This is a genomic window from Sphingomonas sp. Leaf67, from assembly GCF_001421965.1.
In the GTDB taxonomy this organism is placed as follows: Bacteria; Pseudomonadota; Alphaproteobacteria; order Sphingomonadales; family Sphingomonadaceae; genus Sphingomonas.
Genome location: NZ_LMLP01000025.1, coordinates 65,336 through 88,460 on the forward strand (window position 1 = coordinate 65,336; position 23,125 = coordinate 88,460).

Below are 23,125 nucleotides of genomic sequence, written 5' to 3' on the forward strand. Positions count from 1 at the left end.
TGCTTCATTCCTTGCGGCGGATGGTTATGCGGCGTTCGACCACGATCGGGCGGTCGAAATGGAGGCCGGCGCGGCCATCCTCCGCCCAGCGGATCGTCGCGGCAGCCCAGTGGCCGCCGCCGGTATCGATCCGGACGACCGATCCGATCGCGGCTTCGCCGAAATCGACCAGATCGATCAGCGCGCCGGTGGTCGACAGGTCGCGGATGCGCGCCGGGCGGGTGCGACCACCCAGTTCGATCGTGGTCGATCGCAGCATCCGCGTCCGTGCCGCGCGTTCCGCCTTTGGCCCCTGTGGGGTCAACGCGCCGCCTTCGTTCAACAGTCGCGCGGCGGCGGTGGCACCGTCGAGCGGCGCGCCATAGACCAGGCCCTGCACGTCGGTGCAGCCAAGGTCGCGCAGGACCGCCAGTTCGTCATGATATTCGATGCCCTTGGCCGTCGTGACGATACCGAGCTGGTCGGCGAGCGTCACGATCGAGCGGACCACGGCGGCGTTGCGTCCTTCGGGATCGCTGACGCCGCGCACGAACGACCGGTCGATCTTGATCCGGTCGAACGGCAGGCGGCGCAGGCAGGTCATCGACGCCTGTCCCGCCCCGAAATCGTCGAGCGCGAGGCGGATGCCGATCCCCTGCAACGCGGCGAAGGTCGCGACGGCGGCCCGCATGTCGCGAAGCACGCTCGCCTCCGCAATGCTTAATTCCAGCCGTTCGGCGGGCAGCCCGGAGCGCGCGACGGCGTTGGCCAGGATGGCGGTCAGCGCCGGATCGGCGAGTTGCGCGCCCGACAAATGGACCGACAGCCGCGTGGCTTCCGGCCAGGACGCCGCATCGTGACAGGCGGTGCGCAGGACCCATTCGCCGATCTGCCCGGTCAGCTTGCATTCCTCCGCCACGCCGAGGACATCCTGCGGCGGCACGGTGCCGCGGGTCGGATGGTCCCAGCGTACCAGCGCCTCGAACCCAGTGATCCGCCCGTCTTCCAGCGCGACGACCGGTTGATAGACGATGCGCAATTGGTCGCGCGACAGGGCGACGCGCAGGTCGTCCGCCATCTGCTGGCGCGATCGCGCACCTTCGAGCAGCGTATCATGGAAGAAGCGGTGGACCCCGCGTCCGGCATCCTTGGCGGCATACAGAGCGAGATCGGCGTGGCTGACCAGCATGTCGGGGGTGGCCCCGTCGTCGGGCGATACGGCGATGCCGACCGAACAGCCGATCGATACCGTATGGCCGTTCAGGAAATAGGGTTGCGACAGCGACGCGATGATCGCCTGCGCCAGCGTCGCCATCTGCGTCCGGTTGCCCATGCGCGGCAGGACGACCTGAAATTCGTCGCCGCCCAGCCGCCCGACGAGCCCGGCATCGTCGACGACGCGGAGCAGCCGTTCGGCGACCTGTTTGAGCAGCGCGTCGCCGACCGGATGGCCGAGCGTGTCGTTCACCGCCTTGAACCGGTCGAGATCGAGCAGGAACAGCGCGGTGCCGTCATAGCCCGGCTGCGCCAGCGTCTGTTCGAGTGAAATATGCATCCGCTGGCGATTGGCTAGGCCGGTCAGGCTGTCGAACAGCGCGAGGCGGGTGATCTCCGCATCCGATTCGCGCACCGCCGCCATGTCGGTGCCGGTGCCGACGAACCCCTCGAACCGGCCGAACGGATCGGTGAACGGGCTGCCCGATACGCTCCAGCTCCAGTTGCACTCGCCGGTGATGGCCGGGGTGACGGCGTAACCGGTGAACGCGGTGCGGGCCGACAGGTGAAAGGCGAGGGTGCGTTCCGGATTATCCGGTGCGGTTTCACCCCCGGCGATCCGCAACAAATCGGTAAGCGCGGAGCCGACCGGGTCGATGTCGGCTGCGGCGAATACGCCGACGATCTTGTCGCTCAGATAGGTGACGCGGCCGTTGCGATCGGTCTGCCAGAACCAGTTCGGGCCGTGATCCTCCGCCTCGCGCAGCAGCCGGACGGCACGCTCGGCGGGCAGGCCGGCCGAATCGTCCGGCCGCTGCACCCACGATCGCAACGTTGCCTTCATTCCGCCGATCGCCAACTGTCCGTCCCTTTCCGTATCGGGGCGATGATAGCGGCGCATCGTGAACGAATTCTTTGCAACGGGCCGCTTCCTGCCTGTAGGGCAGTATGGAAAAATGACCGATATGGACCCTGCGATGACCATCACCGAAGCCGATCTGATCGACAGCGTGGCCGATGCGCTGCAATTCATCAGCTACTACCATCCGATGGACTATATCCGCGCGCTCGGGGAGGCCTATGCCGCCGAAACCTCGCCGGCCGCCAAGGACGCGATTGCGCAGATCCTGACCAACAGCCGGATGTGTGCCGAGGGGCATCGCCCGATCTGTCAGGATACCGGCATCGTCACCGTGTTCGTCAAATGGGGCCAGAATTGCCGGCTCGACAGCGACCGGTCGTTGCAGGAGGTCGTCGACGAGGGCGTGCGCCGCGCCTATCTCCACCCGGAGAACAAGCTGCGCGCGTCGATCCTCGCCGATCCGGCGTTCACCAGGCGCAATACCAAGGACAATACGCCGTCGGTGCTGCACGTCGAAATGGTGCCGGGCGACAAGGTCCATGTCGATGTCGCGGCCAAGGGCGGTGGCTCCGAAAACAAGTCCAAGTTCAAGATGATGAACCCCAGCGATTCGATCGTCGACTGGGTGCTGGAAATGATCCCGCAAATGGGCGCGGGCTGGTGTCCGCCGGGGATGATCGGCATCGGCATCGGCGGCACCGCCGAAAAGGCGATGGTGCTCGCCAAGGAATCGCTGATGGCCCCGATCGATATGGGCCAGTTGAAGGAACGTGGGGCCCAGACCGATATCGAGGCGCTGCGGATCGAATTGATGGACAAGGTCAACGCCCTCGGCATCGGCGCGCAGGGACTGGGCGGACTGTCGACAGTGCTCGACGTGAAGATCCTCGACTGGCCGACGCACGCCGCGTCGAAGCCCGTCGCGATGATCCCCAACTGCGCCGCCACCCGCCACGCGCATTTCACGCTGGATGGCAGCGGTCCGGCCTATCTCGAACAGCCGAACCTTGCCGACTGGCCCGACGTCAACTGGACCCCGGACAAGGCCGCGATCCGCGTCGATCTCGACACGCTGACCCCGGACGTCGTCGCAACGTGGAAGCATGGCGACCGGCTGTTGCTGAACGGCAAGATGCTGACCGGCCGCGACGCCGCGCACAAGCGGATCGCCGACATGCTGGCGAGGGGCGAGGAACTGCCCGTCGATTTCCGCGGTCGCGTGATCTATTATGTCGGGCCGGTCGATCCGGTCGGCGAAGAAGTAGTCGGCCCGGCCGGTCCCACCACCGCGACCCGCATGGACAAGTTCACCCGCATGATGCTCGACCAGGGCCTGCTGGCGATGGTAGGCAAGGCCGAACGCGGTGCCGACGCGACCAAGGCGATCGCCGAACGCAAGTCCGCGTACCTGATGGCGGTCGGCGGGGCGGCCTATCTGGTCGCGCGGGCAATCAAGGGGTCGAAGGTCGTCGGGTTCGAGGACCTCGGCATGGAAGCGATCTACGAGTTCGAGGTGCAGGACTTCCCGGTCACGGTCGCGGTGGATAGCGAAGGGCAGAACGTCCACCACCTCGCGCCCTTGGTGTGGCGCGAGAAGATCGCGAAGGAGCGGTTGCTCGAAGGGGCGTGATCGTCTTCGGGTAGCGCTCCTTTGCCCTTCCCGCGCAGGCGGGAAGGGCAAAGGAGCGGGCGGCGTGTCCTCACCCATTCCGTCATCCCGGCGAAGGCCGGGATCCAAGGTTCCGCAAACCCCGAACCCGGCGATCGTGCGGCACGGTGGATCCCGGCCTTCGCCGGGATGACGAAAGGGTCAGCACGTTGCTTTCCTTTCACTACGTCACCCCGCACTTGATCCGGGGTCCCTTTTCTTCTGCGCAACGTCAGCGAACGACAGGATCCCGGCTCAAACCCGGGCAGCCGGCTCAGCCGTCATTCGTCTCCGCCGTCAGCGCATCGATGAACCGCTTGCGCCACCAGATGACATCCTCATTGACGACATTGTCGATCATCCCCTGCCACCGCTCGATCCGTTCGGCGCGGGGCATGCGCAGCGCCTTGTCGATCGCGTCGGCCATGTCCTCGGCGCTGTACGGGTTCACCATCAGCGCGCCGACCGCCAGCTGCTGCGCGGCACCGGCAAAGCGCGACAGGATCAGCACGCCGGGATCGCGCGGGTCCTGTGCCGCGACATATTCCTTGGCGACCAGATTCATGCCGTCGCGAAGTGGCGTCACCAGCCCGATACGGGCGGCACGATAGATGCCGGCCAGCACTTCGCGCGGATAGCCCTTGTTCACGTACCGGATCGGCACCCAGTCGGTATCGGCATACGCGCCGTTGATCCGGCCCGATTGCTGTTCCAGCGTGTTGCGAATGTCGCGATACGTCTGCACCGCCGTACGCGACGGCGGCGCGATCTGGAGCAGGTAGACAAGCGCGCGGCGATCGGGATGGTTCTGCAGGAACCGTTCATAGCCGGCGAAGCGTTCGGGCAACCCCTTCGAATAATCGAGCCGGTCGACCCCGACGATCAGGCTGCGCCCGACCGCGCTTTCGAGCTGGTTCAGCTGCGCCGCGCGCGCCACCGGGCCGGAGGCACCGGCGATGAAGTCCTTCGCCTCGATCCCGATCGGGCAACTGATCGCACGGATCGTTCGCCCGCCGACGGTGACCGAATTGCCGTCGATCGAACCACCCATTTCCTCGCGGACATAGTTGAAGAAACTGTCGAGCCACTCCTCGTTCTGGAACCCGATCACGTCATAGGCGAACAGTGCCTCGACCATGCGCCGATGATCGGGCAGCGCGGTCAGCAACCGGCGCGGCGGCCACGGAATGTGCAGGAAGAAACCGATCCGGTTGGTGATCCCCTGTTGCCGCAGCACCCAGCCCAGCGGGATCATGTGATAGTCATGGACCCAGATCAGGTCGTCAGGCTCGATATGCGGACCGATTCGCTCGCCGAATACCCGGTTGACGCGCTCATAGCCGCCCTGGAAATCGCGTTCGAACTCGGTCAGGTCGAGGCGGTAGTGGAATAGCGGCCACAGGGTGCGGTTGGCATAGCCGTCATAATATTCCTCGACGTCCTGTTCGGACAGATCCATCACCGCGCTGGTGACGCCGCCATAGGTCTGGAACCGCAGCTCGCGATTGTCGCCGGTCTCGCCCGACCAGCCGAACCAGATGCCGTCCTCTTCCGCCAATGCGGCGTTGAGCGCGACGGCAAGGCCACCCTGCGCCCCGCCGCCGGTGCCGGGCTGGGGAGCCTGCACCCGGTTCGAGATGACGATCAAACGGCTCATCGTACGACATTCCATGACTTGCTCAGCAGGACGGCGGAATTGATCATGCCGACCAGCGAGTAGGTTTGCGGGTAATTGCCCCAGAGTTCCCCGGTTTCCGGATCGATATCCTCCGACAACAGCCCGGCGGGGGTGCAGCGCGACAACATTTCCTCCAGCAATTCGCGCGCATCCTCGTCGCGGCCGGTCGCGTGCAGTGCCTCGATCAGCCAGAAGGTGCAGACGTTGAACGCGGTGTGCGGCAGGCCGAAATCATCCTCGATCGCATAGCGCAGCATGTGGCTGCCGCGCCGCAGCCCCTTTTCCACGGCCTCCAGCGTACCGATGAAACGCGGGTCGCTGGGTTCGAGGAAGCGCAGGTCGAGCAGCTGGATGATGCTGGCGTCGAGATCGTCGCCGCCGAAGGTCGCCGACATGCGGTTCGTCTCCGGCCGCCATGCCTCGCGCTCGATCTTGGTCCGCATCGCGGTCGCCCGGTCGCGCCAGAAGGTCTCGCGGTCGTGCAGCCCCAGCGTTCCCGCGACATTGGCCAGCCGGTCGCACGCCGCCCAGCACATCGCGGCGCTATAGGTGTGGACATGGCTTTTGGTGCGCAATTCCCACAGGCCGGCATCGGGCTTGTCATACGCGGCCCAGGCACGTTCGCCGATCGGCTCCAGCGCCTCGAAATCGGCTTGCTTGCCGACCCGGAACAGCCGCTGGTCGAAAAACCCCTGCGCGTTGGACAGGATGATCTGGCCGTACGCGTCATGCTGAACCTGTTCATAGGCCTGATTGCCGACGCGCACCGGCCCCATGCCGCGATAGCCGTCCAGCCCCTCGGCCTCGCGCTCGACCAGCGTCGCCTCGCCGCCAACGCCGTAGAGCGGCTGGATCTGCCCGTCGGCGGCATTGTCGACGATGTTGCGCAGATATTCGAGATACCCCTCCAGCACGTCGAGCGCGCCGAGGCGGTTCAATGCCTGCACCGTATAATAGGCGTCGCGAATCCAGCAGTAGCGATAGTCCCAGTTGCGCCCGCTATCGGCATGTTCGGGGATCGACGTGGTCAGCGCGGCGACGATCGCGCCGGTTTCCTCATGCTGGCACAGCTTCAGCGTGATCGCGCTGCGGATCACCGCCTGCTGCCATTCGACCGGCGTGGCGAGGCCGCGGACCCAGTGACGCCATTCGTCGATGGTGTTCTTCAGCATCCGTTCGATCGATGCCGGGATTTCGTCCGAAAAGCTCTCGTCCGGGCCGAGGAAGAAATGCAGCGTGCGTTCGACGCGGAACAGCCGTTCGTCCTCGATCCAGCCGACCGGTGCGCTGGTCGTCAGCCGGATCGCCTCGCCGTCGAGCAGGTAGCGGATATGGTTCGATCCGCGGGTACGCGGGGCGGGGGCGCTGCCCCAGTCGATCGACGGGCGCAGGCGCATGCGGATGCGCGGGGAGCCCGACAGCGGCCGCACGATCCGGCAAAAGGCGACCGGGCGATACATCCGGTCGTGCCGTTTGAAACGCGGACAGAAGTCAACGACCTCGACCGCATTGCCCGCCGCATCGGTATGGCGGGTGACCAGCACCGGCGTATTGCGGATATAGCTCTGCTCGGTCTCGATGCAGCCGTCGAGGTCGACCTCCCAAAAGCCATAGGCGCCGTCCGATCCGCGCCGCCGGTCGTCGAGCAGCGACGAAAACGCCGGATCACCATCGACGCGCGGCAGGCATCCCCATACGAACCGCCCGTTGCGGTCGACCAGCGCCGATACCTGACAATTCCCGATCGGCCACAGGTCCATCGTCGCGGTCATGCGTTATTCTCCAGCCAGTCGAGGAAGGAAGCGACATCGTCCAGCCGATAGGTCGCAGCGGTATCGCGCATGGCTCCGATCAGGATGCCGGCTCCGCCATGGTGCGCCGCAACGACCATGCCGGGTTCATCGGTCAGGTCGTCGCCGACGAAAATCGGCGAATGCCCGGCAAATGGCGCAGTCTCGCACAGCGTCGCGATCGCCGTGCCCTTGTCATGGCCGTCCATGCGCAATTCGATCATCATCTTGCCGGCCTGCGTCGTCAGCCCGTCGCGCTGCGCGAAGGCATCGACCAGCGCATGTGCCTCCTGTTCGACGTCGGGAGCGCCGCGATAATGAATCGCGACGCCCAGTGTCTTGATCTCGATCACGACGCGCGGGTCGTCGCCGAAGCGATCGGAAAAAGCACGCTCGGCCGCAGTCAGACTGGCCGGGCGATCGGGCAGGAGGGTGGTGCCCCCGGCGGGCCGGATTTCGGCGCCATGGCTGCCGACTACCGTATAGTTGGCAATGGTCCGTCCCAGAAAGCCGTCAATCTGCTCAACCGACCGGCCACTGACGATCGCTACCCGCCCGTCCAGCCGTCGGGCCAGTCGCTGCAGCAGCACGTGCAGATCGTCGCCGACCACCACCCCGTCGGGGCGATCGGCCAGTTCGACCAGCGTGCCGTCGAAATCGAGGAACAGGCCGGCATCGTCGAGCAGGCCGGCAGGCGGAGCGGGAAGGTCTTGGTACGGCATCGTGCCGATGAACGCGGCGTGACCGTGAATCGTTTCGCAGGTGCGGTGTATTTTGGTTCGATGATGCTGGCCGGGGGGCCATTCCGGCTGGCAGTCGCGCGGGCTACGCGTTCCTCAAACCGTTTGCCCATTCCGCCCGACGTGCGGCGAAACCGCTACACCCTGCGCTTCGGCAACGGTCGTCCGGGCGACCGTTGCCGATCTTCACCCTATTTCCAGATTTCCCGCCGGGCATGGTCGAATACCCGTTTAGCCCCGTACCGCGTTATATGGTTCTGATCGTGGAACAGCAGTTGACCGTTTTCCTCGAACCGGCACCCCTCACGCGAGCAGAACGGCGCCGCTGCGTCGACCGTCGATGTGTTCGGTGTTCGAGCCAGCCTGTCGAACGTAGCTTTCAGGGCGAAATCCTGCCTGGCCTCGCTGTCGAACCCTGGCTTTTCCAGATTGCCACCGATCACTTCGGCAATGATTTTTCTCGCGGCTATCGCCTCGATCAACGTCGCCCGAACCGGGTCGAGGGAGAGGGAGGGAACATCCTGGACCAGGATCGTCGTCTTGCCCGCCTGCGATAGCCGTCGGGTCAGCGCGGCGAGGCCGGCATCCAACAAGCGAATACCAGAAAGCCCCTTCGTGGCGTCGCTCGTGCTGACATATCGGGTCGGACTGGATTCCTGAAGCGGAGAGCTCCAGAGCCCGGCAAGAATGACGCGTTCGATCGAGGTATCGCTGGTCAGGCGCTTTGTCGCCGCTTCCAGAAACGCACTGCATTTGCGCGTCAGGTCGGGTTCCTTCTGTCGATACACCGACACGCCGGTCAGTGGCCGGCAATTCTGTTTGGTCAACACCGTGGTGCCCCAACCGCGATCGGAGGCCAGCGCGGTTCCTGTCCGGCCAAGCGCTGCAGCGTGGCTATCCCCGAAGATAGCGATATTGGGACCCGTTGCTTTCGTTTCGTTGCAAAGCGGTAGCGTGCTCGGGGTAACCGCGCTGGCGTTGACGAGGCAGGGGTAGCCCTTGTCCGCGGTTGCGTCCGCGTCGATCCGCCGGACATGGTCGCTCAACCGCAGGGGCGAGTCGGAAATCTGGTGAAGGCCGAGCGAAACAGCGACCACGGCCGCAATCCCCGCCGCATAGCGCTTTACCGTTTTGGCGTCTTCGAACCTGCGCACCCGGAACGGCGTTTCGATGTACCGCCACGACAGAAATCCGAACACTACCGACAGCAGGACGGCACCAAAAATAGCCTCCTGCGACGGCGCGCGCGCGGAACAGAGATATACCAGGGCGATCAGCGGCCAGTGCCACAGATACCAGGAATAGGAAAATTTGCCGATTGCGACCGGCAAACGGGTCGATAGCCACCGGTTCGCCAAGCCGCCTTGCGTCATGATGACTAGTGTTGCCCCCAAAACGGGAGCAGCAACCAGCCAGCCGGGAAACGCCATCGCCTCCGTATAGAGGAACATCGGCAACAAGATCGCCGCCATCCCCAGAATGCTCAGCGGCGTACGGAGCCTGCCCGGCAGGCGACTATTGCCGTTCGCCTGCCAAACGGCGAGCGTCGCGCCAATGCTCAATTCCCAGGCACGCGGCGGCAGCAAGTAGAAGGCGGCGTTGGGAGAATTTTCGGTCAGGACCAGGTTCAATACAAACGATATCGCCGTGATCGCCAGTAGGACGCCCAGAACCGGAATTCTCTTCAGCTTCAGTGTGGCGATAATGACGAAGGGGAACAGAAGATAGAATTGTTCTTCGATGCCAAGCGACCATGTCATCAGCATGGGGTTGTATTGCGCGTCCTGCGAAAAATAGTCGTTCACGGACCAGAAACGGATGTTCGATACGCCGAGCAGCGCGCTCAAGGTGCTCAGCGATGCATCGCGTGCCTCGCTGGCACCAAGGATAAGCGCACCTCCCGCGAGAACCGCCATGCTGACGGCGATCAGGGCGGGGGCGATCCGCCGGGCGCGGTGCGCGTAGAAGCGCGCGAACGAGAAGTGCCCCTTGATCGCTTCGCGATAGATCGTGCCGCCGATCAGGAAGCCGGAGATGACGAAAAACACGTCTACGCCGACGAACCCGCCTTGCAGAAACTGCAGCTTCGCGTGGAACAGAACCACGCCCAGAACTGCGATCGCCCGCATTCCGTCGATGTCGGCGCGATAGGCTACCCGTGCGTCGCCGGCCGAATGGTTTGCCGATGATGGGTCGGGACGTTTCGTTCGTTCCGCAGGCATCAAGGTTAATACTGACATGGTCGGTTCCCCCCGGAATTATTCGCTTGCTAGTTGCAAATGGCGCTACTGTCCAGCGTCGGTGGTTCCGTGAAATTGGCAAGTGCATCCAGGTTCAGGACTGTATGGTTAAGAAACGAGTACTGCGTGGGATTTTCGGGGAACGCGTGCATCGCCTGCATGAATAAGGTAATCCACCATCAATTCGATACTGTTGTCGCAGGGCGACGATCCAGTAGCGAATCCGCCGGTGGCGAACCTGGCGCGACGGGACCCGTAATTGCTATGGGGTCGTTCTGATCGGGTCAAAGCGGGGGTGGCGAACCCGATCCGCACCCATTATGCACACCGTCATGACAGCCCGGATCATCGACGGAAAAGCCTTCGCCGCCCAGTTGCGTGCGCGCGTCGCTACCCACGCCGCTACGTTTGCGAAGAGCGCCGGGCGATCCGTCGGCCTCGCCGTGGTGCTGGTCGGCGAGGATGCCGCCTCTGCCGTCTATGTCCGGTCGAAAGGGAAGGCGACGCGCGAAGCGGGTATGGCCAGTTTCGAGCATCGCCTGTCGGCGGACGTGTCGCAGGACGAACTGATCGCGCTTGTCGAGCAACTGAACGCCGATCCGGCGGTCGACGGTATTCTCGTGCAATTGCCGCTGCCAAAGCACCTCGACAGCGATGCGGTGCTGCTGACGATCGATCCAGACAAGGATGTCGACGGCTTTCACCCGGTCAATGCCGGGCGGCTGGCGACCGGGTTGCCGGGGATGGTGCCGTGCACGCCCTATGGCTGCCTGCTGCTGCTGCGCGATGAACTGGGCGACCTGTCGGGCAAGGAAGCCGTGGTCGTCGGCCGGTCGAACATCGTCGGCAAGCCGATGGCGGCGTTGCTGACCGCCGAAAGCTGCACGGTCACCATCGCCCATTCGCGGACCCATGATCTGCCGGGGCATGTCGCGCGCGCCGATATCGTCGTCGCCGCGGTCGGACGCGCCAATTTCGTCAAGGGGTCGTGGCTAAAGCCCGGTGCGACGGTGATCGACGTCGGCATCAACCGTACCGAAGACGGGCTGGTCGGCGATGTCGACTTCGCCGCCGCGCTGTCGCTCGCGGGCGCGATCACGCCGGTGCCGGGCGGGGTCGGGCCGATGACCATCGCCTGCCTGCTGCGCAACACACTAGTCGCCGCGCATCGGCGCGAGGGCCTGCCGTTCGACGACACCGCGCTGTGATCGAGCTGTTCGTCTCGTCGCTGATCACCTTCTTCGTGGTGATCGATCCGCCGGGCTGCGCGCCGATCTACGCCGGGCTGACTACCGGCGCGTCCGACGTACAGCGTCGCGCGATGGCGATCCGCGCGGTCGGCATCGCCACCGCGATCCTCGTCGTCTTCGCGCTGTTCGGGCAGGCGCTGCTCAAGGCACTGGGCATCAGCCTCGACAGTTTCCGCATCGCGGGCGGCATCATGCTGTTCCTGATCGCGCTCGAAATGGTGTTCGAAAAGCGCACCCAGCGCCGCGAGGACCGTGCGCAGAAGATCATCGAGACGCACGAGGTCGAGGACGTGTCGACCTTCCCCATGGCGATGCCGATGATCGCCGGGCCGGGATCGATCGCGTCGGTAATGCTGCTGATGAGCCAGGTCGGCGACTGGACCGCGCGGGCGGTGGTGCTGGGCGCGCTGGCGTCGATCCTGCTGCTGACGCTGATCGCGTTGCTGGCGGCGGGACCGCTGATGAAGCTGCTCGGCGCGCGGATCGAGGCGGTGATCACCCGGCTGCTCGGCGTGCTGCTGGCGGCACTCGCGGCGCAGTTCGTGATCGACGGGCTGCGGGCCAGCTTTGTGTAGAAATTAGAAAGTGTTGCGGAATAGTTACAGCTGACATGTAATTTCCGATATACGTACACCTGTATTTGCAAAACCTCTTGTATCGACGGATACTTGACCGTGTTCGAGCCGCCCGTTGCGCGGCGCGACTGCTTGGAACGCCCGTCAGGGTTTAAGGGGATTGCTGCTTCCATGATTGCTTTGTCGATGCGCCCGTCGTTGCGCCGCGGAACCGCTTTGTCCGCGCTCGCTGCCGCCAGCGCCGGTCTGTTCGCCGTGCCGGCTTCGGCACAGGAAGTCGCACCGGCTGGCGCCACCGTGCCAGCGCCGGCGAATCCGACCGATGATACGTCGCAGGACATCATCGTCACCGGCTCGATCCTGCGCGGCACCGATAGCGGCATTTCGCCCGTCACCACGCTTACCACGGAAAACCTTGACGCGCGCGGCATCAACACCGTGCAGGACGCGATTCAGCTACTGTCGTCGAACAACGGCCCGGCGCTGACCAACTCGTTCACCGCCAACGGCGCTTTCGCCGGCGGTGCATCGGCCGTGTCGCTGCGCGGCCTGTCGACCAGCTCGACGCTGGTCTTGTTCGATGGCCTGCGCGCCGCTTACTATCCGCTCGCCGATGACGGTTCGCGCAACTTCGTCGATCTGAACACGATCCCTGACGACATCGTCGAGCGCGTCGATGTGCTGCGTGACGGTGCTTCGTCGAGCTACGGCGCCGACGCGATCGCGGGTGTGGTCAACATCATCACCAAGCGTTCGTTCAAGGGCATTGGTGGTCGGGTCGAAGCCGGCATTTCGGAAGACGGCATCGCCGCCAACCAGCGCCTGACGCTGACCGCCGGTACCGGCGACCTCGATGAGCAGGGCTACAACGCGTATATCAGCGGCTTCTATTTCCGCAGCGAAGGCGTCGCCAACAAGGACCTGCGTGGCGTATTTGCGACCGACGACCAGCGCAGCATCGGTGGTCCCAACGGCATTCTGAACGGTGAAGATGAGAATGGGCAGATCAACGGATTTTCCGTCACTACGCCTGGCAGCACTTTCTATGTTCGTCCGGGTACGACTGGCCGCTACCAAATCCTGAACCCAGGCGCAGGCTGCTTTGCCGGCCGTTCGTTCACGCCGACCGCCGCCGATCTGGTTCGGACGAACTCAAACGGGGATCCTGTCAATCCAACGTTGCCGACTAGCAACGTCTGTCAAGAAGATCTGACCTATAATTACGGCAACGTCACCCCGGATATCGAACGTTTCGGCGGTTCGGCACGCTTCACGGCGAAGGTGGGTGACTCCTCGGAAGCATATCTGTCGGTCAACTTCCAGCAAACGACGTCGAGCTACTATGGCACGCCCGGTGTTATCCGCGCCAATGCGCCGACCGGCATCCTATTCCCGCAATTTTCGACTGCATCGGGCGCTGCCCGCTTCGCTGCCGGTTCGGCGGTTTTGACGCTTCCGGTTTTCGTCTGCGCCGCACGTGTCAATTGCAATGCGACCAACGGCACGCGGAACCCGAACAATCCGTTTGCGGCCGTCGACCAGACAGTCGAAATCGTTGGCCGCAACCAAGAGCGGACGTATAACGAGACGCGCAGTCGCGTATATCGCGCGGCGTTCGGACTGAACGGCACGATCCTCGGCGACGTCGATTACAACTTCAACGCAACCGCGATGCACACCGACCTGCGCCGCAAGCAGGATGGTTACGTCTTCATCCAGAACCTGTTGAACGTCATCGCCGACGGTTCGTACAACTTCGTCAATCCGGGCCAGAATTCGCAGGCGGTTCGCGATTACGTGACCCCGGTGAACATTACCGACACCTCGTCGGATCTGTATCAGGCACAGGTCACCTTCTCGAAGGAACTGTTCAACCTTCCGGGCGGTCCGGTCCAGCTGGGTGCCGGCGGCTCGATCTTCTACGAAGCGGTCAACGCGCCCAGCGCCAACCCCGACACCAATGGCCCGACGCAGCGTTATTTCACGATCAACGCTTTCGGGACCGAGGGTAACCGCACCGTCAGCTCGGCCTTTGCCGAGATCCAGGCGCCGGTGTTCGATCAGCTCGATGTCAATGCGTCCGGCCGCTACGATCATTATTCCAGCGGACAGAGCAACTTCTCGCCGAAGGTCGGTGCCCGGTTTACGCCGATTCGCCAGATTTCGATCCGTGGAACATGGTCGCGCGGTTTCCGCATCCCGAGCTTTGCCGAAGCCAACGCGTTGCCGACGACGGGCTATGTAGCGCAGTCGATCGCCGCGGTTCCTGCCAGCTTCCGCGCACAATATGGCACGGCTTGCGCAAACGATTCGACCGCGGCGACTGCATGCCCAGCCTATCTGACCACTTATTCGATCGGGTCGACCACGCTTGCCTCGCCCAATCTGCAGCCTGAAAAGTCGCGCAGTTATACCGCCGGCATCCAGTTCTCGCCGGTGCCGAACTTCACGTTTACCGCCGACTATTTCAACATCAAGAAGACCGGCGCGATCACCTCGCCGTCGAACGCGGCCGCGATTGCCGCTTATTATGCCGCTCAGCCGATCCCGACCGGGTTCAACGTCATCGCCGATGCGCCCGACGTCAACCTGCCCAACGGGCGGCCGCGTATCGCCTTCGTCGAATCGCAGCTGATCAATTCCGACACGATTACGTCGGAAGGTATCGATTTCGGCCTGACCGGTCGCGTCGACTTCGGCGGTTTCCAGTGGCGCACCGCGGCCAATGCCAGCCTGTTGCTGGAACTCAGCACGACCTTCCCGGACGGTTCGAAGGAAACCTATGTCGACACGCTCGGCAACTTCAACCTGACGGCGGGCAACGGTACGTTCAAGTGGCGCGGCAACTGGGCGAACACCTTCTCGTTCGACAAGGTCGACGTCACCGGCACGGTGAACTACGTCTCGGGCTATGACCTGTCGGCAGAAGATCAGGGCGGCAGCTATCGCGACTGCTCGCTGGCACCCGAATATGTCGACTGCCGCGTAAAGAGCTACATCACGGCCGACCTGAACGTCAGCTTCAACGTCAACGACAAGTTCACCTTCTACGTGAACGCGCTGAACGTGTTCGATCGCCTGCCGCCGATCGATGTCGTCACCTATGGCGCGCATCTCTACAACCCGGTGCAGGGTGGCAACGGCATCTTCGGCCGCAGCTTCCGTGCAGGCGCGAAGTTCGGCTTCTAGTCGCTTCCGTCGTCTCGTCGATGGGCCGTTCCTCCACCGGGAGGAGCGGCCCATCTTGTTTGCGAGCTGCCGCTTGCTGATGCGACCGTGATTCCGTGTTGGTGTAACAGGCTTTACGGCCGGTTGCCGGCACCGTTCCGACGGAGGGCCAGTCACGACCCGGGGACTGTATCGATGTTGCAATACACCACTTCACACAGGGCGAGGTCATATCGATTATCAGTTAAAGCACATGAGAGACATTACTGTAGGAATACATCTGTAACCGTAAATGACGCCGTTTATCAGTAATTTAACCTGATCGGTCTCTACGAAATCCGTGGATATTGTTGCGACTGTTACCGAAAAGTCACTTGGCGACGATTTCGTTACAATAGTGATTCGGTACGATTGCTTCGAAACTTGCGCACCCGTTAGTCTCGAATTGTTGCGCCACTTTTACGAGCGCCGATAAGACAGGGGCAAATATGAAGCTTAATGTAAGAACTGCGTTGCTCGCCTCGACGCTGATGGTCGGCTTCTCGACCGCCGCGATGGCGCAGGAAACGACCACCGGTGTGGTTTCCGGCCCCGTGCCGCAGGAAGCGCCCTCCGAGGATATCGTCGTTACCGGGTCGCTGATCCGCAATCCGAACCTTGTCCAGTCGTCGCCGGTCAATTCGGTCAGTTCGGAAGAGCTGGAACTGCGGCAGACCAACGTCGCCGAACAGTTCCTGCGCGAATTGCCAGGCGTGGTTCCCAGCATCGGCTCGGCCGTGAACAACGGCAACGGCGGCGCGTCGTTCGTCGACTTGCGTGGCCTCGGTGCCAACCGCAATCTCGTGCTGCTCGACGGATCGCGTATCGCGCCGGCAGGTCTCAGCGGCATTACCGATCTGAACAATATCCCGCTTGCTCTGCTGGAGCGCACCGACATCCTGACGGGTGGCGCTTCGACGACCTACGGTGCCGATGCGGTATCGGGTGTCGTCAACTTCATCACGAAGCGTGACTTCGCGGGAATGGAAGCGACCGTCAGCGAACAGATCACCGAACGTGGCGACGGCAACATCTTCCGCGGCGATCTGACCCTAGGCGCGAACTTCGATGACGGACGTGGCAACGCCGTGTTCAGCATGGGCTATCAGAAGGCGAAACCCGTCCTTCAGGGTGATCGCGACTTCTCCGAATTCAATATCGATTCGTACAGCGGTGCACAGGGTGGTTCGGGTACGACCGTTCCGGGCCGCTTCACCGGTCTCGGCCTTGGCAGCAATAACCAGATCGACGTGGCGACCGGCCGTCTGGTACCGACCTATGCGCTGTTCAACTTTAACCCGCAGAACATCTTCCAAACGCCGTTCGAGCGTTACAATATGTTCGGTGCGGCGCATTACGAAGTCACCGATAATATCGAAGTATATGGCCGCGGACTGTTTTCGAAGAATACGGTTCAGACCGTCATTGCCTCGTCGGGTACGTTCGGCAACTCGCTGACCATCCCATACTCGAACCCGTACCTTCCGGCCGCAGCGCGGAGCCAGATTTGCGCCGCAAACGGACTGACCGTCGCGCAGTGCAGTGCGGCTGCACTCGCAACGACGACCAGCGACCCGAACTATCGTACCTTCACCAGCAACGTCTCGCGTCGTTTCGTCGAAGCCGGTCCGCGTCTGTCGACGTACACGACCACCCTGTTCGATTATCGCTTCGGCGTTCGTGGTGACATCACCAGCAATATCCAGTTCGATCTTTCCGGCGGATATGGCGAAAGCGAGAATGCGCAGCGCCAGAGCGGGAATGGTACACGCACTCGCCTGCGTCAGGCGGCGTTGGCGACCAACACCGCCACCTGCGTCGACAACAGCAATGGCTGCGTTCCGATCAACCTGTTCGGTGATGCCGGCACGATCACTCCCGACCAGCTCGGCTTCCTGCTGGGCGTGACGAACGGCACGACCACCAAGACCACGCTGGCACAGGCCCGCGGCGTCCTGAGCGGTGATCTTGGCTTCAGCAGCCCGTTCGCATCGGACGCGGTTTCGTTCGCGATCGGTGCCGAGTATCGCAAGTACACCGCAGCGGTTGTATCGGACGAACTGACGCAGCGCCCGAACGAAGTGCTCGGCAACGGTGCGGCATCGCCTGATGTGGCAGGCCAGTATGACGTGAAGGAAGGCTTTGCCGAACTGATCGTGCCGCTGGTTGCGGATCGTCCGTTCTTCCATAGCCTGACGGTCGAGGCCGGTGGTCGCGTGTCGTCCTATTCGACGGCGGGAACCAACTGGACGTGGAAAGCCGGCGGTACGTGGGAACCCGTTGAGGCAATCAAGGTCCGCGGAAACTACCAGAAGGCGGCTCGCGCACCGAACATCAACGAGCTGTTCGCGCCTTCGGTTACCGACCTCAATAACTCCGCTTCCGACCCATGTGCCGGTAGCGGCGTCACCGCCGGGTCCGCGCTGGGACAGGTCTGCGCCGCGCAGATCGTGGCGGGCGGCGCCACTGCCGCTCGCGCTCAGCAACTGATCGGCGCGATTCCGCTGCCTTCCGCCGGCCAGGTCAACGTCTCGACGGGCGGTAATCCAAACCTGAACGTCGAAAAGGCGACGACGTGGACGATCGGTGCCGTGCTGCAGCCGGAATTCCTGCCCGGCTTCAACGCCAGCGTCGATTATTACAATATCGGCGTTCAGGACGCGATCACCGCGCCGACGATCGGCGACGTGTTCGCCAGCTGCTATTCGCCGCTGCAGGCAGCATCATCGGCGGCATGTCGTTCGATCGGTCGTGATCCGGTGGATGGCAGCCTGAATGGTGAAGCGACCGGCCTTGCGTTGCCGCTCTCCAACCTTGGCCGCATCCAGACCGACGGTATCGACGTCGCGTTGAATTATCGGCAGAAGTTCGGCTTCGGCGCGCTCGCCCTGTCGTTCATCGGCAACTGGACCAACAGCAACAAGTTCCAGGCGACCCCGACGTCGATCAATCGTGAATGTGTGGGCTATTACAGCGTCAACTGCCCGTCGATCCAGCCGGAGTTCAGCTTTAATCAGCGTACGACGTTGACGATTGGTGCGGCGGATATCTCGTTGCTGTGGCGGTATATCGATGCCGTTTCGTACGAGCCGGCGGCACTTGCCGACGACATCGCCAATGGTGGTGGCCCGCTGGAAGAATTCCGTCGCATCGGAGCCGAACATTATTTCGACCTGACGACGCGGTTCGGCGTGACGGACAATTTCGACTTCACCATCTCGGCGTTGAACCTGTTCGACAATCAGCCGAAGCTGGTCGGTGCGTCGATCGGCGCAACCGCCTACAATAGCGGTAACGTTTATCCATCGACCTATGATGCATTGGGCCGTCGCTTCGCAGCGAGCGCCCGCCTGCGCTTCTGATACGTAGATCAATGCAGTAGTAAAGATTGTGAGAAGGGGGCAGAACCACGGTTCTGCCCCCTTTTTAACTGTTAGCGTAACGTCCGATCCGAGCTAGAATGCCGGTATCGCCCGATAGAAAGGAATGTTGATGCTGATGTTCGTAACTACCATGCTGGTCGGACTCGCCGGTCAGCAGGCAACGGCACCACCACCAGCTGCAGCTACGCCTAAACTCATCTGCAAGCGGACGTTGGACACTGGATCGAACGTTCGCGGCAAGAAGGTCTGTCTGACCGCCAAGCAATGGGACCAGGTAGCACGTCAGGGCCAGGAAACCGGACGTTCGATGCTTCCCTCGCTCGTCACCCCGAACCAATAACGCACCGGCCGGGGTGACGGGTGCGGTCCTGTCACCCCACGCTCAACGTCAGCGCGCCATCCCCCTCATCGACGCGCACCGTCGACCCGTCCTTGACGCTCCCGCGCAGGATCAGGTCGGCGAGCGGATCTTGTAGATAGCGCTGAACCGCGCGCTTCAACGGCCGGGCGCCGTAGACCGGGTCATAGCCGACCCGACCCAGCCATGCGCGGGCGGCATCGGTCATCTCGACCTTCACCTTGCGCTCGGCCAGCAGGCGTCCGACGCGGCCGACCTGGATGTCGACGATCGGGGCCATGTGATCCGCCGCCAAACGGTGGAACAGGATGATCTCGTCCAGCCGGTTGAGAAATTCTGGCCGGAAATGCGCGCGCACCACGTCCATCACCTGCGGCTCGACCGTCTCGACGTCGACACCATCGGGCAGGTTGGTCAGATATTGCGACCCGAGGTTCGACGTCAGGATGATGATCGTGTTCGAAAAATCGACCGTGCGCCCCTGTCCGTCGGTCAGGCGGCCGTCGTCGAGCACCTGCAACAGGATGTTGAAGACGTCGCCATGCGCCTTCTCCACCTCGTCGAACAGCACGACCTGATAGGGGCGGCGGCGGACGGCCTCGGTCAGCTTGCCGCCTTCCTCATAGCCGACATAGCCCGGCGGCGCACCGATCAGCCGTGACACCGCGTGCTTTTCCATGAACTCGCTCATGTCGATCCGAACCATGGCATTGGGATCGTCGAACAGGAACTCGGCGAGCGATTTGGTCAGCTCGGTCTTGCCGACGCCGGTCGGCCCGAGGAACAGGAAGCTGCCGAGCGGCCGGTTCGGGTCCTGCAAGCCAGCGCGCGAGCGGCGGACGGCGGTGGCGACGGCACGCACCGCCTCGCGCTGGCCGATGACCCGCTTGCCCAGCGCGTCCTCCATCGCCAGCAGCTTCTCGCGCTCGCCCTCCAGCATCCGGTCGACCGGCACCCCGGTCCAGCGGCTGACGACGCCGGCGATATCGTCGGCGGTCACTTCCTCGCGCAGCATTGCGCCGCCGGCGTTCTGCTGCGCCGCGACCAGCTGCTTTTCCAGCGTCGGGATGGTGCCATAGGTCAGCTCGGACATCTTCGCGAGGTCGCCCGAGCGCTGCGCCTGTTCCAGCGCGACGCGGGCGGCGTCGAGCTGTTCCTTCAGCTTCGCCTCCGACGCGATTTTGTCGCGCTCGCCCTGCCAGCGCGTGGTCAGCTCGGACAATTGCTGTTCGAGATTGGCGAGTTCCGCCTCCAGCGTGTCGAGCCGGTCGATGCTGGCGGCGTCGCTTTCGCGGCGCAGCGCCTCGCGCTCGATCTTCATGCGCAGGATGCGCCGGTCGAGGCTCTCGATCGCTTCGGGCTTGCTCTCCACCTCCATGCGGATGCGGCTGGCGGCCTCGTCCATCAGGTCGATCGCCTTGTCGGGCAGGAAGCGGTCGGTGATGTAGCGGTTCGACAGCGTCGCCGCCGACACCAGCGCACCGTCGGTGATCCGCACGCCGTGATGAAGCTCGTATTTTTCCTTCAGCCCGCGCAGGATGCTGATCGTGTCCTCGACGGTCGGCTCGCCGACGAACACCGGCTGAAACCGCCGCTGGAGCGCGGGGTCCTTTTCGACATGCTTGCGATATTCGTCGAGCGTGGTCGCGCCGATGCAATGCAGCTCGCCGCGCGCAAGCGCGGGCTTCAACAGGTTGCCCGCGTCCATCGCCCCTTCGGACTTACCGGCACCGATCAGCTGGTGCATCTCGTCGATGAACAGGATGATCTGCCCGTCGCCGGCCTTCACCTCGTCGAGCACGCCCTTCAGCCGTTCCTCGAACTCGCCGCGATATTTGGCCCCGGCGATCAGCGACCCCATGTCGAGCGACATCAGCGCGCGGTCCTTCAGCCCCTCCGGCACGTCGCCATTGGCGATGCGCAGCGCGAGGCCCTCGGCGATCGCGGTCTTGCCGACGCCGGGTTCGCCGATCAGTACCGGATTGTTCTTGGTCCGGCGCGCGAGGATCTGGATGGTACGACGGATTTCCTCGTCGCGGCCGATGACCGGGTCGAGCTTGCCGTCGCGCGCGGCGGCGGTCAAGTCGCGGGCGAACTTCCTGAGCGCGTCGTAGCGATCCTCGGCCCCGGCGGTGTCGGCGGTGCGCCCGCCGCGCAGCTTGTCGATCGCCGCGTTCAGATTCTGCGCCGTCAGCCCGGCGGTGGTCAGCGCCTTGCCCGCCGGACCCTGTGACAGCGTCAGCGCCAGCAGCATGCGCTCGACGGTGACGAAGCTGTCGCCCGCCTTGGTCGCGATCTGTTCGGCCTGATCGAGCAGGCGGACGCTGTCATTGTCGAGGCCCGGATTTTGCTGCGCCCCCGATCCTGATACCGCCGGCAGCTTGGCCAGCGCCGCATCGATCTCGGCGATCGCCCGGCGCGCGTCGCCGCCCGCTGCCGTAATCAGCCCGGCAGCCATGCCCTGTTCGTCGTCGAGCAGCGCCTTCAGGATATGTTCGGGTGTCATCCGCTGATGCGAATTGCGAATCGCCACCGTCTGTGCCGCCTGCAGGAAACCTTTTGCGCGGTCGGTAAATTTTTCGAGGTTCATATTGCTCCCCTGTGATGTTGCCGGCGATATGGTGTGGTAAAAGGGCAACACAAGAGGGGATGCATCGTTAGGCACGACGTGGCGTTGGGACCCGATGGTAACGGGCGTTCGCAGGGCAGGATGGGGGCTGGTGTGGATCGTCGCGATCCTGTGCCTCGCCGTGACGATTGTGCCGCGCTTCCTCGACCGCATCTATTATCGCGGGGTGGCCAGCGACCATTTCGACGGCGCGCGCTTCGTCAATCCCGATGGCGACGATACCGCCGCGCCACCGGGCGGCAGCCGCAGCGGGTTCCTGTGGCGACAGGCGACCGGCAGCGACGGGCGTCCCGCATGGCCCACGCAGGTCCCGGTCACCCCCGCCAGACCCGCCGAACTCCTGCCCGCCACGACCCGCCCGGCGCGCGATCCGGCGCAGACCCCGTTGCGCGTCACCTGGGTCGGCCACGCGTCGGCGCTGATCCAGACGCCGGGCCTCAACATCCTGACCGACCCGGTGTGGAGTGACCGCGCCGGCCCGTTCGGCTTCGGTCCGAAACGGGTCGCGGCACCGGGTATCGCGTTGGACGATCTGCCGAAGATCGACCTGATCCTCATCAGCCACAATCATTACGACCACCTCGACCTGTCAACGCTCAAGCGGCTGTACGACCGCGACCGCCCGGCGATCGTCACTGCCCACGGCAACGACGCGATCCTGCGCCGCGCGGGAATGCAAGCGACCGCGCTCGACTGGCGACAGGCGGAGCGGGTCGGCGGCGCGACGGTCCATGTCGTGCGCAACCATCACTGGTCGAGCCGCTGGTTCGTCGACCGCAACCGTGCCTTGTGGTCGGCGTTCGTCGTCGAACTGCCCGGCGGCAATCTGTTCTTCGCGGGCGATACCGGCATGGGCGACGGCAAATGGGTCGAGGAGGCGAGGGCGGTCGGCCCGATCCGCCTCGCGCTGATCCCCATCGGAGCGTTCCGGTTTCAGCCGGGGCAGATGGCCAGCGGCGCGCATATCGGCCCGGTCGACGCGCTCGACGTGTTTCGGCGGCTGGGCGCATCGCGCGGCATGGCGATCCATTGGGGCACGTTCCGCCTGTCCTATGAAGGCTATACGACCCCGCCGAAATTGCTGAGCGCGGCAAAGGCCTGTGCCGGCGTCACCGATCGCCGCCTCGGCGCGGTGCCGATCGGTCGGCCGGTCGATATCGCGCCGATGACCGCCGCTGCCGCACCGCCATTCGATCGGGACGCCGTGCTTCGCTGTCTCGATGGTCCGGCGGGCAACGCCTTGCGCTAGGTCTCGAAACGGTGAGACTGCGCGGATGACCCGCACCGCAAACCGGTCCGTTCGCGACAGATGGATGGCGCAAATCGTGCTGACTATGCTTTCGAGCGCGCTGTTGACCTACGCCATCATCGTTTTGAACCTTCCCCCAAGTTCGTGGCATGCGCTCTGGATGATTATCCTGCCGGCCCTCGTTGGCCTCACGTTCAATCAGGGTGCCAGACAGCTTGTGATGGCGTTTGCGTTGCCCCTCGCTTCCATCGTCGCGGCTGCCGTCGTCGGCAATGCCATAGGCGGGATATAAGTCCTTCAAACCGGTTAAGAGTTCACAACC

General features: G+C 63.7%; 14 protein-coding genes. 8 read left to right on the forward strand and 6 right to left on the reverse strand.

Annotated features, from left to right (window positions below; translation table 11 throughout):
* Positions 1-4: 4 nt before the first annotated feature.
* Entirely contained in the window at positions 5-2,038 is a 2,034-nt protein-coding gene (locus tag ASE90_RS20060; RefSeq protein WP_162235114.1) for an EAL domain-containing protein, read from the reverse strand.
* Between the two features lie 133 nt (positions 2,039-2,171).
* Between ASE90_RS20060 and ASE90_RS18210 the strand changes: the two genes are divergently transcribed.
* Positions 2,172-3,686: a fumarate hydratase gene (locus tag ASE90_RS18210; RefSeq protein ID WP_156361650.1), complete on the forward strand. Its 1,515-nt coding sequence runs from the start codon at positions 2,172-2,174 to the stop codon at positions 3,684-3,686.
* 292 nt (positions 3,687-3,978) lie between these two features.
* Here ASE90_RS18210 and ASE90_RS18215 read toward each other — a convergent pair whose 3' ends face one another.
* From ASE90_RS18215 to ASE90_RS18230, 4 genes are all read right to left on the reverse strand, one after another.
* Positions 3,979-5,361: an alpha,alpha-trehalose-phosphate synthase (UDP-forming) gene (locus tag ASE90_RS18215; protein ID WP_056004344.1), complete on the reverse strand. Its 1,383-nt coding sequence runs from the start codon at positions 5,359-5,361 to the stop codon at positions 3,979-3,981.
* Positions 5,358-7,154, reverse strand: coding sequence for a glycoside hydrolase family 15 protein (locus ASE90_RS18220; protein ID WP_056004347.1), 1,797 nt, complete (start codon positions 7,152-7,154; stop codon positions 5,358-5,360). The genes ASE90_RS18215 and ASE90_RS18220 overlap by 4 nt, the downstream gene beginning before the upstream one ends.
* Positions 7,151-7,894: a trehalose-phosphatase gene (otsB, locus tag ASE90_RS18225; protein ID WP_056004350.1), complete on the reverse strand. Its 744-nt coding sequence runs from the start codon at positions 7,892-7,894 to the stop codon at positions 7,151-7,153. The genes ASE90_RS18220 and otsB overlap by 4 nt, the downstream gene beginning before the upstream one ends.
* Positions 7,895-8,103: 209 nt before the next feature.
* Positions 8,104-10,152, reverse strand: a complete 2,049-nt coding sequence (locus tag ASE90_RS18230) for an acyltransferase family protein (protein ID WP_082449930.1) — start codon at positions 10,150-10,152, stop codon at positions 8,104-8,106.
* A gap of 332 nt (positions 10,153-10,484) precedes the next feature.
* On the opposite strand from ASE90_RS18230, the gene folD reads away from it, so the two are divergent.
* From folD to ASE90_RS20065, 5 genes are all read left to right on the forward strand, one after another.
* Positions 10,485-11,360, forward strand: a complete 876-nt coding sequence (folD, locus tag ASE90_RS18235) for a bifunctional methylenetetrahydrofolate dehydrogenase/methenyltetrahydrofolate cyclohydrolase FolD (RefSeq protein WP_056004608.1) — start codon at positions 10,485-10,487, stop codon at positions 11,358-11,360.
* The gene (locus tag ASE90_RS18240; protein ID WP_056004355.1) at positions 11,357-11,977 is read left to right on the forward strand and encodes a MarC family protein; all 621 of its coding nucleotides are present in this window, start codon (positions 11,357-11,359) and stop codon (positions 11,975-11,977) included. The genes folD and ASE90_RS18240 overlap by 4 nt, the downstream gene beginning before the upstream one ends.
* A gap of 171 nt (positions 11,978-12,148) precedes the next feature.
* Entirely contained in the window at positions 12,149-15,166 is a 3,018-nt protein-coding gene (locus ASE90_RS18245; RefSeq protein ID WP_082449931.1) for a TonB-dependent receptor domain-containing protein, read from the forward strand.
* A 467-nt stretch (positions 15,167-15,633) separates the two neighbouring features.
* On the forward strand, positions 15,634-18,546 hold the full coding sequence (locus ASE90_RS18250) for a TonB-dependent receptor domain-containing protein (RefSeq protein WP_056004358.1): 2,913 nt from the start codon (positions 15,634-15,636) through the stop codon (positions 18,544-18,546).
* Positions 18,547-18,676: 130 nt separating this feature from the next.
* Positions 18,677-18,907: a hypothetical protein gene (locus tag ASE90_RS20065; protein ID WP_156361651.1), complete on the forward strand. Its 231-nt coding sequence runs from the start codon at positions 18,677-18,679 to the stop codon at positions 18,905-18,907.
* Between the two features lie 31 nt (positions 18,908-18,938).
* On the opposite strand, the gene clpB is transcribed toward ASE90_RS20065, so the two are convergent.
* Complete coding sequence (clpB, locus tag ASE90_RS18255) at positions 18,939-21,515, reverse strand: ATP-dependent chaperone ClpB (RefSeq protein WP_056004362.1); 2,577 nt, start codon at positions 21,513-21,515, stop codon at positions 18,939-18,941.
* A gap of 94 nt (positions 21,516-21,609) precedes the next feature.
* Between clpB and ASE90_RS18260 the strand changes: the two genes are divergently transcribed.
* Positions 21,610-22,803, forward strand: coding sequence for an MBL fold metallo-hydrolase (locus tag ASE90_RS18260; RefSeq protein WP_056004365.1), 1,194 nt, complete (start codon positions 21,610-21,612; stop codon positions 22,801-22,803).
* 64 nt (positions 22,804-22,867) lie between these two features.
* Positions 22,868-23,095 (forward strand): hypothetical protein, encoded by a 228-nt coding sequence (locus ASE90_RS18265; RefSeq protein ID WP_056004368.1) that lies wholly within the window; start codon positions 22,868-22,870, stop codon positions 23,093-23,095.
* Positions 23,096-23,125 lie beyond the last annotated feature (30 nt).

Bases quoted from the DNA above. Each gene is read 5' to 3' on its own strand.
- ASE90_RS18230 (WP_082449930.1), bottom strand. From the start codon at position 10,152: ATGTCAGTATTAACCTTGATGCCTGCGGAACGAACGAAACGTCCCGAC.
- ASE90_RS18245 (WP_082449931.1), top strand. From the start codon at position 12,149: ATGATTGCTTTGTCGATGCGCCCGTCGTTGCGCCGCGGAACCGCTTTG.
- ASE90_RS20060 (WP_162235114.1), bottom strand. From the start codon at position 2,038: ATGAAGGCAACGTTGCGATCGTGGGTGCAGCGGCCGGACGATTCGGCC.
- otsB (WP_056004350.1), bottom strand. From the start codon at position 7,894: ATGCCGTACCAAGACCTTCCCGCTCCGCCTGCCGGCCTGCTCGACGAT.
- ASE90_RS18250 (WP_056004358.1), top strand. From the start codon at position 15,634: ATGAAGCTTAATGTAAGAACTGCGTTGCTCGCCTCGACGCTGATGGTC.
- folD (WP_056004608.1), top strand. From the start codon at position 10,485: ATGACAGCCCGGATCATCGACGGAAAAGCCTTCGCCGCCCAGTTGCGT.
- ASE90_RS18260 (WP_056004365.1), top strand. From the start codon at position 21,610: ATGGTAACGGGCGTTCGCAGGGCAGGATGGGGGCTGGTGTGGATCGTC.
- ASE90_RS20065 (WP_156361651.1), top strand. From the start codon at position 18,677: ATGCTGATGTTCGTAACTACCATGCTGGTCGGACTCGCCGGTCAGCAG.
- ASE90_RS18215 (WP_056004344.1), bottom strand. From the start codon at position 5,361: ATGAGCCGTTTGATCGTCATCTCGAACCGGGTGCAGGCTCCCCAGCCC.
- ASE90_RS18220 (WP_056004347.1), bottom strand. From the start codon at position 7,154: ATGACCGCGACGATGGACCTGTGGCCGATCGGGAATTGTCAGGTATCG.
- ASE90_RS18210 (WP_156361650.1), top strand. From the start codon at position 2,172: ATGACCATCACCGAAGCCGATCTGATCGACAGCGTGGCCGATGCGCTG.
- clpB (WP_056004362.1), bottom strand. From the start codon at position 21,515: ATGAACCTCGAAAAATTTACCGACCGCGCAAAAGGTTTCCTGCAGGCG.
- ASE90_RS18265 (WP_056004368.1), top strand. From the start codon at position 22,868: ATGGCGCAAATCGTGCTGACTATGCTTTCGAGCGCGCTGTTGACCTAC.